11 protein-coding genes and 2 pseudogenes are annotated in these 13,661 nt (G+C 70.8%); 3 read left to right on the plus strand and 10 right to left on the minus strand.

Features of this window, described 5'->3' with window-relative positions:
- Positions 1-45: 45 nt before the first annotated feature.
- Complete coding sequence (locus IPH07_30075; protein ID MBK6921684.1) at positions 46-660, plus strand: sigma-70 family RNA polymerase sigma factor; 615 nt, start codon at positions 46-48, stop codon at positions 658-660.
- A 43-nt stretch (positions 661-703) separates the two neighbouring features.
- Here IPH07_30075 and IPH07_30080 read toward each other — a convergent pair whose 3' ends face one another.
- From IPH07_30080 to IPH07_30090, 3 genes and pseudogenes are all read right to left on the minus strand, one after another.
- Complete coding sequence (locus IPH07_30080; protein ID MBK6921685.1) at positions 704-1,216, minus strand: tetratricopeptide repeat protein; 513 nt, start codon at positions 1,214-1,216, stop codon at positions 704-706.
- A 172-nt stretch (positions 1,217-1,388) separates the two neighbouring features.
- Positions 1,389-2,342, minus strand: a pseudogene (locus IPH07_30085) (tetratricopeptide repeat protein).
- A 468-nt stretch (positions 2,343-2,810) separates the two neighbouring features.
- Positions 2,811-3,569 (minus strand): annotated as a pseudogene (locus IPH07_30090) (serine/threonine protein kinase).
- Between the two features lie 1,232 nt (positions 3,570-4,801).
- Here IPH07_30090 and IPH07_30095 point away from each other — a divergent pair.
- A complete protein-coding gene (locus IPH07_30095; protein MBK6921686.1) occupies positions 4,802-5,197 on the plus strand; it encodes a hypothetical protein in 396 nt (131 codons plus the stop codon).
- Here the strand turns inward: IPH07_30095 and IPH07_30100 are convergent.
- From IPH07_30100 to IPH07_30120, 5 genes are all read right to left on the minus strand, one after another.
- Positions 5,175-6,056: an AraC family transcriptional regulator gene (locus IPH07_30100; protein MBK6921687.1), complete on the minus strand. Its 882-nt coding sequence runs from the start codon at positions 6,054-6,056 to the stop codon at positions 5,175-5,177. The genes IPH07_30095 and IPH07_30100 overlap by 23 nt on opposite strands.
- Before the next feature lie 42 nt (positions 6,057-6,098).
- Positions 6,099-7,127 carry a hypothetical protein gene (locus IPH07_30105; protein ID MBK6921688.1) on the minus strand — a complete coding sequence of 343 codons (1,029 nt, stop codon included), beginning with the start codon at positions 7,125-7,127 and terminating at the stop codon, positions 6,099-6,101.
- Positions 7,128-7,345: 218 nt separating this feature from the next.
- Positions 7,346-8,038 carry an SDR family NAD(P)-dependent oxidoreductase gene (locus IPH07_30110; GenBank protein ID MBK6921689.1) on the minus strand — a complete coding sequence of 231 codons (693 nt, stop codon included), beginning with the start codon at positions 8,036-8,038 and terminating at the stop codon, positions 7,346-7,348.
- A 59-nt stretch (positions 8,039-8,097) separates the two neighbouring features.
- Positions 8,098-8,886 (minus strand): hypothetical protein, encoded by a 789-nt coding sequence (locus IPH07_30115; GenBank protein MBK6921690.1) that lies wholly within the window; start codon positions 8,884-8,886, stop codon positions 8,098-8,100.
- 57 nt (positions 8,887-8,943) lie between these two features.
- Positions 8,944-9,096, minus strand: a complete 153-nt coding sequence (locus IPH07_30120) for a hypothetical protein (protein MBK6921691.1) — start codon at positions 9,094-9,096, stop codon at positions 8,944-8,946.
- A gap of 161 nt (positions 9,097-9,257) precedes the next feature.
- Between IPH07_30120 and IPH07_30125 the strand changes: the two genes are divergently transcribed.
- Positions 9,258-11,687, plus strand: a complete 2,430-nt coding sequence (locus IPH07_30125) for a hypothetical protein (GenBank protein ID MBK6921692.1) — start codon at positions 9,258-9,260, stop codon at positions 11,685-11,687.
- Positions 11,688-11,704: 17 nt separating this feature from the next.
- Here IPH07_30125 and IPH07_30130 read toward each other — a convergent pair whose 3' ends face one another.
- Positions 11,705-13,063 carry a hypothetical protein gene (locus tag IPH07_30130; GenBank protein MBK6921693.1) on the minus strand — a complete coding sequence of 453 codons (1,359 nt, stop codon included), beginning with the start codon at positions 13,061-13,063 and terminating at the stop codon, positions 11,705-11,707.
- Positions 13,060-13,611, minus strand: a complete 552-nt coding sequence (locus IPH07_30135) for a hypothetical protein (GenBank protein MBK6921694.1) — start codon at positions 13,609-13,611, stop codon at positions 13,060-13,062. The genes IPH07_30130 and IPH07_30135 overlap by 4 nt, the downstream gene beginning before the upstream one ends.
- Between the last annotated feature and the right edge of the window lie 50 nt (positions 13,612-13,661).

Consider the following 13,661-nt stretch of genomic DNA (forward strand, 5'->3'; position numbering starts at 1 on the left):
GGCCCGACGATGGTCCACGCGGCGCGCCCGGAGTACCCTGGTGGGATGCAGGCCGACCTCGATCTGCTGAGGGCGTGGCGTGGTGGCGATCGTCGTGCCGGTGCAGAGCTGTTCGACCGACACTACGGCGCGCTCGAGCGTTTCTTCGCGAACAAGGTCAGTGGCGACACTTCCGACCTCATCCAAGAGACCTTCGCCGCGTGCGTGAGCGGCGTCGAGAAGATCCTCGATGGGAAGTTCAGCGCCTTCCTGTTCGGCATCGCGTACAACAAGCTCAAGAAGCACTACGAGAAGCTCCGGCTCGACGGCGAGCGGCTCGACTACGAGGCAGTCAGCAGCGCCGACCTTGCTCCCGGCGCGTCGACCATGATGGCGAAGTCCGAGGAGCAGCGCCTGCTACTCGAAGCGCTGCGGCGAATTCCGGTGCAGCACCAGGTCGTGCTCGAGATGTTCTACTGGGAGGACATGACCTCCGCGGACATCGCGGTCGCGCTCGGCGAGCCGCACGGGACCGTGCGCACCCGAATCCGTCGTGCACGCGAGCTGCTCCAAGAGGCACTCGGCAAGGTCTCGGCCGACGGTGCGGTGGTCGAACGGACGCGCTCGGATCTCGATGGCTGGGCGGCGATGGTTCGCTCCGCCAACACCGGCGCGCGATGACAAGCACCGCGCGATCGCGTCGGGGCACGCCCGCGAAATCGTACTAGCCGTGCGCGGCAAGCCAGGCTTCGGCCTCCGCGAGCGCCTCCGCCTTCGACGCGCCCGCGGCGCGATAGGTGCGCGCGGCTGATCGCGCGAGCTCGAGTGCACGTGCGCGATCGCCATGGGTCGCAACCAATGCTCGCGCGAGCCCGAGCTGCGCGCTCGCCTGGTCGTGGGGATCGCTCTGGTGCGTCGTGTACAGGCCAAGCGCGCGCTCGAGACCCGGTACCGCCGCGGCCGGATCGCCGGACTCGAGAGCGACGAGCCCCAGCAGGTGGAGCGACTGCGCCACCTGTGCGTGCTCGGAGCCGAAGACCCGCTCGCGGATCGCCAGGGCTCGCTCGCCGAGCGTTCGCGCCTCCGCGTAGCTTCCGACGGCCAGCAGCGCCGTTCCGAGGTTCGACAGCTCGGCGGCCACCTCGGGATGCTCCGCGCCGAGGCGCGCCTGCTTGATCTGCAGCGCGTTGCGATAGGCATCGACCGCCGCGTCGCGCTCGCGCAGCGCCGAGTGCACCGCGCCCAAGCTGCTCCACGAGTTGGCGACCGTGGGGTGATCGGCCCCGAGTCGCTTGGTCTTGATCTCGATTGCGCGCCGGAGCAGCGCTCCGGCCTCGTCGATCGCCGGCGCGGGTCAACGCGATCGCCAGGTTGTTCAGGCTCTCCCCCACCTCGAGGCTGTCTGCGCCCGCGCGCTCGCGGATCGCGAGCGCGCGGCGATTGTGCGCCACGCCGTTGGCCGTGTCGCCGGTCGCGACGCACGCGTTGCCGAGGTTGGTCAGGGTCGAGGCCAGGTCGGGATGATCCGGTCGCAGCACCCGCTCGCGCAGCTCGAGTGCGCGCAGGTAGAGCGCCTTGGCGCCTTCGTTGTCGCCGAGGGCGAAGTGGAACGAGCCCAGCGTATCGACGGCCTGCGCGGTGTTGGGATGGTCGGGACCGAAGGCCGCCTCGCGCGTCGCGAGTGCGCGCTGCTGCAGTTCCTTGGCCTGCTCACCTTCACCCATGTAGAAGCGGATGATCGCGATGTTGGTCAGATCCGCCGCCACGGCGGGGTGCTGCTCGCCGAACACCGCCGTGCGGATCGCGAGCGCGCGCTGCTGGAGCTCGAGCGCCTTGGGGTAGTCGGCCTTGTCGCGCGCCACGCCGGCGAGCTCGCTCGACAACGAGGCCACATCGGGATGGTCGGGCGGCAGGCCCAGCTCGTCGACGGCGGCCCACCCGAGCCGGCCCCAGTGCTCGGCGACCGCGTGCTGGTCGAGGCGCTCACCCGTGAGGTAGACCAGCTGGCTGCATGCCGCCAACGCGCTTGCGTGATCGTGCGCCGCGATCGCGTCGAAGTAGGCATCCTCGAGCGTTCCCGCCGCTGATTCGAAGGCGCCCGCGCTCGACTGCAGTCCGCCCACGGTGAGCCGCGCGTCGGCGAGCAGCTCCCGATGCCCGAGCTCCGACGCACGTGCCAACGTGGCCTCTGCGATCACGAGGCCGGGCTCGAACTTGCCCGCGGCATCGAGTGCGCGGGCCTCGGCGAGCTCTCGGTGGATCTCTGTGACGGCCTCACGCTGGGCCGCGTCGGGTGGTGCGGGGAGGCGACGCAGCAGCTCGGGCTCCCGACACGCATCGACCGAGGCGATGCCCGTGGCCATGGTGATCGCGCCGTTGATCACGGTCGAGTCGACGGCGAGCAACGCGTCGCGGGTGGCACCGAAGGCGAGCGCGCGCTGCTCGAGGCACCAGCTCGCGCGGTCATGATCGTCGTCCGCGAGGGTCCGCGTGACCCTGGCGGCGATGCAGGTGTCGGCCGTCGCGGCCTCCCACGTGCCCACGTACACCGCGAGCGTCGGCAACACGCGAAGGGCGGTGGTCTGGGCGATGGGCGCCCCCGTGGCGATCAGCGCCTCGCGCAGCGCCGCTTCGGTCTCGTCGCTCCACAGCGCGCGCGCGCGGTCGGCCGCCTCGGTCTCGCAGCCGCGCCGCCGTGCGTCGTCGATCCACGACTCGGTCGCCCACCCGCCGACCACGAGCCCCGGCATGCCGAGTCCCAACCCCAGCGCGAGTCGCCGTCGCCGACGTGCTCGTGCAGGGTCGACGTCATGTCGCGCGAGCTCTTCGAGCAGGCTCGGCAAGTCGGGCCATCGCTCGTCGCGGTCGGCCCTCAGGCCGCGCTCGAGCACGCGTCGCAGCGCGACCGGCACGTCGGAGCGCGGCGGCTCGATCAACTCGCCGGCGTCGATCCTCGACGTGAGCTCGGTGATGCTGACGCCTGCGAACGGCCGCCCGCCGAACAGGCCCTCCCACAGCGAGACGCAGAACGAGAACTGATCCGCGCGATGATCGACGGCCGCGCCAGCGAGCTGCTCCGGCGCCATGTAGGCCGGCGTTCCCATGACGGCACCGGTCTGGGTGAGCGCCGTGTCCAGTGCGTGCAGCCCGGCGCCGGGGGGCGTGGCGTCGAGCTGCGCCGGCGCATCGCGTCGCGCTGCGAGTCCGAAGTCGAGCACTCGCACGCGGCCGTCCTCGCCGATCATCGCGTTGTGGGGCTTGAAATCGCGATGCACGATTCCCACCGCGTGCGCGGCCGCCAGTCCACGCCCGGCCTGCAGATACGCCTCGAGCACGTCGCGCCACGGGTGATCCGATCGCTGCCACTGCTGCAGCGCGACGCCGCGGACGAACTCCATCGCAACGAAGAGCTGCTCGTCGTGCGTACCCACCTCGAACACCGGCACGACGTTGGGATGGCTGAGCTTGGCCATCGCCTGTGCCTCGCGGAGCATGCGGAGCCGGGCATGCTCGTCGGCCACGCCCCGGATCAGCTTGACCGCGACGCGGCGATCGAGCTGGTCGTCGAAGCAGGCGTACACCGTGCCCATGCCACCCTCGCCGAGGATCTCGAGCACTGCATAGCGACCGATCCTGGGCGCCTCGAACTCGGGGAACAGCTTGGCCTTGACCGCCGCGCGGCGGACCTCGTTGCCGCTCGGCGCCGCATGAACGCCAGGCGCAGGTCGGGTGTCGCCCTCGCCGTCATCCGATCGTTCGAGCCCTGCGCGTGCCGGGTCTTCGGCGACGGCAGGTGCGTCGATGGGCTCCGACGAGCTCACCCAGGCATGGTAACGCCCCTCGCCAGGGACGCGGGACCCCGATCGCGCCGCGGGCCGGGCTTTGGTCGACCAGCTGGCGGCGGACGACGACGGATCGACGCTCGCGCGCAATCAATCCCGGCTCGTCGCGGATGTCCCTCGCGAGAGGTGATGATGGCGTATCGACGATTCTCCCCGCTCGACGGCGTCGAGCGGCGCGGCCACACAGGTCGTGCAACGTGGTTTCGGCTTGGCGGGGCGGTCGTCGCGATTTCGGTCGCGATCGGCCCGGGCGCCGGTTGCCTGCTCGGCGGCTCCTCGCGCGACACCGAGAGCGGTGAGCTCGGCGCAGGGGCGTTCACCTACCGCTGTGCCGGCGTCAGCGATCCCTACTGCACCGACGGCGAAGCCAGCGAGTTTCCCCGTACGCTCGCCGTAGGCGCGGCGTTTCGGCTCGACTACGAGACCAGCGACGGCATCCCAGCGATCGTCGAGGGCGGATCCGACGCGCTGGTCACCACCGACGACCACTTCTCCCTCGGCCGGGCCGGCTATGTCGCGGTGATCGCCCGCGATGGCGCGCAGCGAGTCGTCGACCTGATGCACCTGCGGGGTCGAGACGTGGCGTCGATCGAACTCGCCGTCGACGAGGGGGGCGAGGATGGCGACGTCCGCCTGGCCGCGGGTGAGCGCACGACGATCCACGCGACGCCGAGGGACGCCGACTCCGCGGTCCTCGGCGGCTCGCTCGAGTACGCGTGGACCGTCGACGACCCGACGATCGCCGCATGGATGGCGACGGACCGCGGCGACGCAATCGAGGTCGTTGCCGTTGCGGCCGGCCTGACGTCGGTCACGGTGACCGCAGGGGAACGCACCGAGGTGGTCACGCTCCGCGTCGAAGATGGATCGACGGGCGCCTCCGGCAGCGAAGGCACCACCGCGGACGGGACCGAGGACAGCGGCAGCTCACAGGGCGTCGGCAGCAGCTCGGGGGAGACCGGGCAGGTGGGGAGCACGACATGACGAATCGGTGGCCGACGTTTCCACGAGCTCGCTTCGTGGTCGTTCTCTGGATGGCTGCGTGCGCACCGGCCTACGACGGAGTCGCACTCGAGATCGTCAACACGCCGCCCGTCGATGTCACGGTCGACGACGCGCGGATCGAGCTGCCCGCAGGCGTCGCGGTGCTCGTCCGGGCCCACGCCGAGCGGCACGGATCGGCCGTTCACGATCCCGAGATCGACGTTGCGCTCGACAGCGCGGACGACGAGGTGCTGCGCATACGTGACGCGGCGAGGCCGAGAACGTTCGTGCTGCTCGGCAACATGCCGGGGACCATGTGTATCGAGGCCCGGGTCGACGGCGACGACGTCGGCTGCATCGACGTCGTCGTCACGGCGCCGGTCGGCGACTGACCACGGTGGAGGGGGACGGCTCGGCTTCGGCGTCTCGTACGAACACGACGACGTTGGGCGCAAAGTGCTCGGGCGCCTGCTTCGGGTAGTAGCCGCGATAGCCACGCGGAACCCCGCCGGTCATGCGCTTGAAGTCCTTGATGAAGTGGGCCTGATCGAAGTAGCCCGCATCCGCCGCGACCTCGGCGAGCGTGACCTTGGGATCGCGCATCAGCGCCCGCAGCGTCCGCTGGAACCGCAGCACCTTGGCGACCGCCTTGGGCGCGATTCCGAGGTAGCGCGCGAACAGGCGATCGAGCTGGCGGGTCGAGACCGCGAGCTCACCCGCCACCGACTCGACGCTGTGGTTGCCATCACCCTCGACGAGGCGCTCGAGCCCGCGCGAGAACACTGCGAGGCCCTCATCGAGCACGAGTTGATCCAACAAGAAGCGATCGAGCGCGGCGGCCTGCGCGTCGAGATCGTCGAGCCCAGCGAGCTCGCGATCGAGCCGGGTCGCGGCGGCGCCGAGCACCGCGTCGACGCTCGGCGTGGTGTTGGTCCAGGGGCGCAGCGGCGCGCGCACGAACGGGCCCAAGCCGCCGAGGTGGAAACGAACGCCGGTGGTGCGCACCATGCCGCGCTGGAGGATGCGGATCGGCACCAGTCGCTGCGCGTCGAGGTTCGACGCGTGGTGCGACGAGGCGGCGCCGCCGATGATCTCGCGGGTGTAGGGCGCGCCGAAGTTGAAGATCAGATCGGCGCGGGCATCGACGAACACGTCGACGCGCAGATCGACCGGGCCATCGTCCGGGGTCACGAACCAGTAGTGCTCGACGAAGCGCCGCAGCGCCGCAGCCGGGGGGCGCAGTGCATACACCCCAACCACGCTACTACGCGGGCACGCCGCCGCGGCGCGGGTTCAGCCACCCAGGTAGAACTGCTCGAAGAACGCCTTGGTCGCGTCGGTGCCGATCGACGGCCACTCGTGACCGGCGGGGTGCGAGCAGAACGTCACCGGCGTCGCCGCGTCGCAGCCGTCGTAGTTCACGCAGCCGTCGGGGCTGCCGGGGGTCGAGGTCGCCTCGCAGCCGGCACGGTCGCGGAAGAAGTCGCGGTAGGCCTCGCGGTCGGCCGTAGTCTCCTGCTCACCGATCGTGATCCACGCCGCCGGCGTCGCCACGCAGTCCGCCGGCTCGAAGTAGATCACGCTGCCGCCGACCGCAATCGCGCGGATGTACTCGCGCCGGCAGCCGAGCACGCCGGAGAACGAACCGCCGCCCGAGAACCCCATCGAGAACACGTTGCCGTCGTCGATGCACAGCGCGGTGCGGGCCTCCTCGAGCACGGTGTCGAAGTAGTTGAGCTCGAGCTCGATGCGCGCCGGCCAGGTGGACGGATCGGCGGCGTAGTCCCGCCACTGGTGATCGATCGCCTCCGCGACCACCACGATCGCCTCGTCGGCAAACGCGGCCCGGATGTCGCGCACGCCACCGGGCGAGTCCCAGTAGCTGACGTCGCCGCCGTTGCCGTGCAGCGCGAAGACCAACGGCCACGGCTGATCGGCGGTGTAGTTCTGCGGCAGGCGCAGGATGTAGCGCCGGTCGTAGCCGTCGAGCATGAAGGTGTGCTCGCCCTCGGCGAGCCCGGCCCCGCCGTCGCAGCCGGGGCTGCCGACCATGCCGCCCGAGCTGCTGCTCTCGCCACCACCCGAGCTGCCGTCGGCGCCCGTGGTGTCGGCGTCGGTGGTGGTGCCGCTGGCGGAGGTCGCGGTCGCGTCGCTCGTCACGCCCGCCGACGACGCGCTCGCGCCGGTGGTGGTGGTGAGGGTCGTGGCCGAGCCACCGCTCGAGCTGCCGCCGGTGCTGGAATCGTCGCCCTCGCCGTCGTTCGACTCGGCCCCACACCCGCACGCCAGCGCCACCGCGATGAAACCGCTCCCGTACCGCATGACGCCACCTTAACACGGGCGCCCGCACGGCACGTGCATCGGGCTACGTAGCCATGCCACGGACACGACGACGCGAATGGGGCCGCGCGCGGGCACGATGACGTTCGCGTGGCCTGCGTCTCGGTTTGGGCACGGCGCGAAGGCGACACCCGACGGACCGCACTTTGCGGGCGCCGTCGTGCTGCTCGTGGCAGCGCGACGACGACGCAGCCGGCGCGTCAGCCGGGGAAGTTGACCGAGCCGACGTCGCGCGCGCGATACAGCGACCAGAAGCGCTCGGCAATGTCGCCCGCCTCGAGCTGACCATTGCCGTGATCGAAGGCGGTGCCCTTCACGATGCCGAGCACGACGACCTCACCGACGTAGATGCCCTCGCCGGTGAGGCGCTGCCGCAGCACGCCGACGGCCTTGTGCTGCGAGGCCTTCGCGACGGCCAGGCCCATCGCGCCCCAGCTCACCGCCATCGCATCGACCTTCTCGTCGTAGTAGGCGAGGCCGCCACCGGTCACCAACAGCGCCGCGCCGTCCTGCCCGCGCAGGCTCGGCAACGCCGACTGCACCGCAGCAAAGAGATTGGTGGTCGAGAGATCGACGGCGCGTCGCAGATCGTCGAGCGCACCCGTGGCCAGGTCACCGGTGCCGCCGCCGTAGACGTTCCAGTGCACGACCGTGACGGGACCGAATGTGTCGCGGATATCGTCGAACACGCGGGTGACCGCGGCGGTATCGGCGAGATCGGCCGGAAATGCCTTGGCCGTGACACCCTCGGCCTCGAACGACTTCGCCGCGCTCGCGAGCCGCTCGGGGTTGCGGGCGACGAGCGCCACGCGGAAGCCCTCCTTCGCGAAGCGCTGCGCGACCGCATGGGAGATGCCGGGACCGTGACCGCAGATGACGATGGTGCGTGACATGAGTCGTTCCTCCGAGAGCCCGTTCCAGACGCCACCCGCGACACGGGGGTTACGCGTCGTCACCCGAGCTGGCGCAGACGGTATGACAGCTTGTTGTGCCAGTACAACGGCGCGAACAGGCGTGCCTGGTCCGGGAACGGCACCGCGCCGAAGCGTCCGAGCCACGCGAGATGGGCAGCGGGCTCGATCGCACCGCTGCGCAGCGCGGCCATGTGGGCCTCGACGTGGCGGTACGCCGGCATGCGCACGCCGTCGCGCTCGCACTCGAGCCGCCACATCGACGCCCACTCGAAATTCTGCCGCGCGTAGCCGGCGATCTGCTGCTCGCAGTAGTCCATGGGGTCGGGCTGCTGCATCGCCCGCAGTCGGTCCTGCCGCATGATCTCGAACAACCCCTCGCCCAGGCGTCGCTGGGCGCCGATGTAGCGGTCGGCCCAGATTTCGTCGGCGAACGACTGCTCGCGGAAGCCCGGCATCCGCAGGTAGACGTAGCCCTCGGTCTCGAGCGACGCGGCGAACTCGACCCCGTTCATCTTGCGGTACCACGCGGTGAACAGCGCGTCGGGGTCGTAGGTCATCGACACCGCGTGCACCATCTCGTGCAGGTAGTAGAGATCGGAGATCGCCGGCTCGACGTAGTCGCGCAGGTACGTCATGCCGAAGAACGTGCCGAAGTGCGGCGTCTCGAGCTGCTCGTCGCTCATGCGTGCGAACACGCTGGGGTGAGCGGCGAAGCGCTCGATCCAGCCCGCGACATAGTCGCTGCGACGGAATGCGTCGGTGCGAAGCAGGCCGTAGACGTAGTCACGCGCGGCCGCGGGTGTCTCGAGCAGGATCGGGTCCTTCATGCGGTGCTCCCCTGCTCGCAGGATCGCACCGCCCCCGCCCGCTGCGGGCGAACCGCTTCAGAGCCCCGGCCAGTAGCCGTCTTCGGGGGCGCGGGCACGGGCCCGCAGCCACGCACCGACGCCGACCAGGAGCGCCAGCATCACCGCTCCGGCGAGCCCCAAGGCCACGAACGCCAGCAGATCGACCGCCTCGAACGCGAGCAACACCATGGGCTCGATCGAAGCCGATCGCGGGCCCGAGTCCACGCGAAAGCTTTGCAGCGCGGCCTCGTGCGTTGACGCTGCGGCGGTGGATCACGATCCGCGTGGTGCCGGACGGCGCCGGTTTTGCGCGACCGCACCGCGACCGGCTCGGGACATGCTCGAGGGCGATGGCTGGCTTGGGTGTGTCTTCGCTGCTGGCGCTCTCGTCCGATCGCGTGCCCAACCTCGAGGCGCGCGCGCTGTCGCCGACGGTCGGCTGGCTGGTGCTGCTGGCGCTGGCGAGCTTCATCGGCCTGTGCATCCTGCACGCCGATCGCTGGCGTCGCGTGTGGCTGCGCGCCGAGGATCCCCGCACGATCGGGCTCTTCCGCATCCTGTTCGCCATCGCGCTGCTGCTCAACGTGGTGGGCATGTGGGAGCAGCTCGAGTTCCTCTTCACCGACGAGGGCCTGTTCTACACCGACAGCGCGCGCAAGCTGCTGGCCGCCAAGCAGTTCGCCGGCTATATCGAGGGCGAGCACGAGGGCTTCGTCAGCGGCGCGGCGGTGCTCGAGTTCCTCCGCGGGCCTCGCTACTCGCTGTTGCTGCTGCGCTCGGATCCAGCGTTCTTCTGGCTGCACCTGTGGGCCTTCGTCGGCGCAACGGTGGCGATGTTGGTCGGCTGGCGCACGCGCACTGCCACGATCGTCGCGTGGCTGCTGATGACCAGCCTGACCGGCCGCAACCCCATCTACTGGACCGGCGCCGACGTGGTCTACAAGGCGTTCTTCTTCCTGCTGGTGCTCTCGCGCAGCGGGCACGCGTACAGCGTCGACAACTGGCTGCGCTGCCGGAAGCTCCGCCGCGCCGGTCGCCTGCGCACCCGCGAGCACCAGGCCGACACCACCCGCGAGCCGATCCACCGCCGCATCCCGGCGTGGCCGCGCATGCTGATGATCCTGCAGCTGGCGACGGTCTACCTCTACACCGGCTCGGCCAAGACCGGCGGCATCTGGGCCGCCGGCGACTCGCTCTACTACGCGCTCAACCTCGATCACTTCTATCGCATGCCGCCGCAGCTGATGTCGCAGCTGTTCGCCACCAACATCTTCCGCGTGATGACGTGGACGGTGCACTTCTGGCAGATCGGCTTTCCGCTGCTGCTGGTCGGCATGGTCACGCGGTTCCAGCTGCGCGAGGGCTTCACGCCGCTGCCCGGCTGGCGAGGTTGGCTGACGCGCCTGGGCTGGACCGTGATCGGCCTGGCCTCGCTCGGCGTCTGCGTGGTCGCGCTGCCGGTGCACTACGTGCAACACCCCGGCGGTCCGAGCGTGCAGGTGGTGCAGTGGTCGGTCGCGACCGGATGGCTGCTCGCGATGGTCGCGATCGCGTTGCTGTGGCGCAAGCTGCGGGACCGTCCGCCGGTCTTCACGGTGCTTGGTCAGCGCATTCGCGTGGATCTGCAGACCGCGTGCACGTGGTTCCTGGGTCGACGACTGTGGCTGACCATCGGCGTGTTCTTCCACCTGCAGATCTTCATGCTGATGAACATCGGCATGTTCGCGCCGATCATGATCATGGTGTACCTGTGCTGCCTCAACGGCAGTGAGACCGCGTCGCTGCTGCGTGCGCTCGGCCGCATCCTGCACCGCCTGCGCGTGCCCGGCATCCCGGCCGACGTCGCGCGCGGCGAGCCGCCGCTGCCGGCCGAGTCCGCCGACTCTCCGCGTCTGCACCACGACGGCGCCGCGATGCCGCGCGCGGCGTTGCTGCTCGCGCTCTTGGCCGCGATCGGCTTCGTGTGTGCGCACGCGTTCGCGTGGCCGCGGCCGCTGGCGCCGAGCTTCGTCGCGCTCGGCGTGTTGGGCCTCGTCGCGGGCGCGATCTCGGGCTGGCGTCGACGCGGTACCGCGGGCGGCGATCATGGGCCGTGGGCCTACGGCCCGGTGGGCCGCACGCTCGCGAACGCCATCGTGGTCACCCACATCACCGCGGTCGCGCTGCACTGCATCCCCGACAAGGACTCGTGTTGGTCGTTCCGCGGCACCGCGGGCGCGCTCGTGAAGCCGTGGCTCGACGTCACCCAGACCGCGCAGAGCTGGGACATGTTCGCGCCCAACCCCATGCGCACCAACGATTTCCTCGAGGTGCTCGTGACCGACGCTGCCGGCGAGACCTGGGATCTGCGCACCGACGTGAACTCGCCGCGCAACAAGCAGATCCCGTGGATCTGGTACGACCGTGCCGGCAAGATCACGCGCCGCGTCATCGGCGAGGGCAAGTGGTACCGCTCGTGGCTGGCGCGCTACCACTGCCGGCGCTGGGCGCTCGACCACGACGGCGAGATGCCGCGCACCGTCGAGCTCGTGCGCGTGTGGTACGAGATTCCGCCGCCCGACAAGGTCGCGCGCCTGGGCTACTACCGCCCCGCCGAGTTGCTCGCCCGCGAGGGCCATCGCAGCTCGCTGCTCACCGTCACCTGCGCGACCGAAGAGGACGGCCAGCTGACCAACGAGATCCGTGCACGCCACGGCCTGCCGCAGGTCGACGAGCGCACCATCCGGCGTCGTCACCCCAAGCGCGACACCGGCCGCTTCGATCCCGACGCGGCCGACTGACGCGCGCCGCTGCGTCGTCAGCCGCCGCGCAGGCGCGAGAGGAACGCTTCGACGTCCATCGGCGGCTGCACGCCGCTGTCGTCGAACTCATCACGCGCGAGCACGCCGTGCCCGCGGGCGATCTCGTACTCCCGCAAGCGCACGTCGAGGGTCGCCGCAAAGAAGTAACGCAGCCCGCGACGCATCGCGTCGGGCTCCTCTTCGATGCCGAACACCAAGGCGTCGCGCACCAGCTGCACCTGATGGGGCTCGACCGCGATCGTCAGCAAGCGCTCGAGGTTCTCGGCGGCTGCGCGGGCCCCGGGGGCGTCGAGCGGCCCGGTGGCGAGCAACGCGGGCAGTGCCCGCTGCAGCGACTGCATGCCTGCGAGCAGGTCGTCCGCGCCGTCGAGATCGGCGCGCGCGAGGATCGAGGCCGCATGGGTCGGATCGAGCGCGAGCGCGGCTTGGTAGTGCCCGCGTGCGACCTTCGGCTGCTTGCGCGCGCGCGCGATCTCTCCCTGCAGGAATCGAGTCTCGGCGAGGTGGGCGTCGTCCTTCACCGAGGTGTAGAGCTGCGCTGCGTCGCGCGCGAGCGCATCCGCCTTGTCGAGATCGTGGTCCTCGAAGGCGATCACCGCGAGCATGAAGGTGACCGCCGGGTGATCGAAGCCGCCTTCTTGCGCCTGTAGCAGGAACGGACGCGCCGCCGAGCCCGAGAAGCGCGACATCTGCACGCCGGCCCACATATAGGCGAGATCGGGCGTCAGGTGGCCCTCGGCCGCCAGTGTCGCGAGATCGGCCTCGACCGACTCCTGCGCCATGGTGGCGACCTCCTCGTTGGCGGCGCACTGCTGCGCGAACGCGGCCACGCGGGCCCGTGCGATCCGAGCCTGGGTGGTGAGCACCGGATCGCCCGCGGTCGCGGCGGCCTCGAGGTTGACCAGCGTGGCCTCGACCGAGACATCACCGGGCTCGACACGGGTCTGCTCGGAGAAGTCGGCGCGCCGCTCGGTGGCCTTGGGTTGCTCGCCGTCGTTCAAGCGCAGCGCGACGCCGCGGATGCACAGCGTGAAGTGCAGCGCCACCAGATCCCCGCGCGCGATCGAGATCCAGTGCCGCCCCGCGCCGTCGGAGGCCGCCGCGAGCGCGCGATCGGCTGCGGCGGGCTTGCCCTCGCGCAGCAGCCCCGACGCGCGCTCGAGCGCCGCGACCGCGGGGCTCGGCGCATGATCGCGGGCGATCTCGACCAGCGGCGAGAGGTCCCGCCACGCGGGCCAGCTGCCCATCGCGGTCGCGTCGGCGGCCTGAGCCCCGGCGGGGACCCGATGGCGACATCCTCCCGCGAGCACCAGCGCGAGCGCGAGCGCGAGCCGAGACAGCCGCGGCGGCATCACGACGCCAGCTCCATGTCGAGACGATCGCACCACTGTCGCGCGGCCCCGCGGACCTCGGCATGGGCGCCGCGATCGACCAGCCGCCGCAGCGCGTCGGGGCCGAGCCACGCCAGGCCCTCGCGGCGCACGCGGGGATGCAGCAGCGCACCGACGGCCGCCGAGTCGCACAGCCATCGTTCGCCCTGATCACTGGCGATGGCGTAGATGATCTCGGGCAGCTGCAGCCACGTGCGGCCGATGGCGGCGATGCCTGCCGAGCGGTGCTCGACCAGCAGCGGCAACAGCTGCGCGAGGTCCTCGGCGACGACCTTCATGAGCGTGGCGGGCACCGGCGCGCGGAACTCCTCGACCCGCAGCTGGAGTGCATCGGCGACGCCGTCGATGAGCGCTGCGTCCCGTAGACCCAGCTGGCCCAGCGCGTCGCGCAGCGCGTCGACGCGCGAGCCGACCCGCCCACCCGTGGTGAGCGCGTACTGCTGACTCGCCCGCGCGCGTCCACGCGCCAGCAGGTCGCGCAGCCAGTCCCATTGCCGTCGCAGGCTTGGCATCGCGCACGGGTGTACCCCAGCGCGCCCCCGCCATGTAAGGCTGCGGCGCG

The sequence above is a fragment of the Deltaproteobacteria bacterium genome, from assembly GCA_016709225.1.
Classification (GTDB): Bacteria; Myxococcota_A; Polyangia; order Nannocystales; family Nannocystaceae; genus Xiheibacterium; species Xiheibacterium phototrophicum.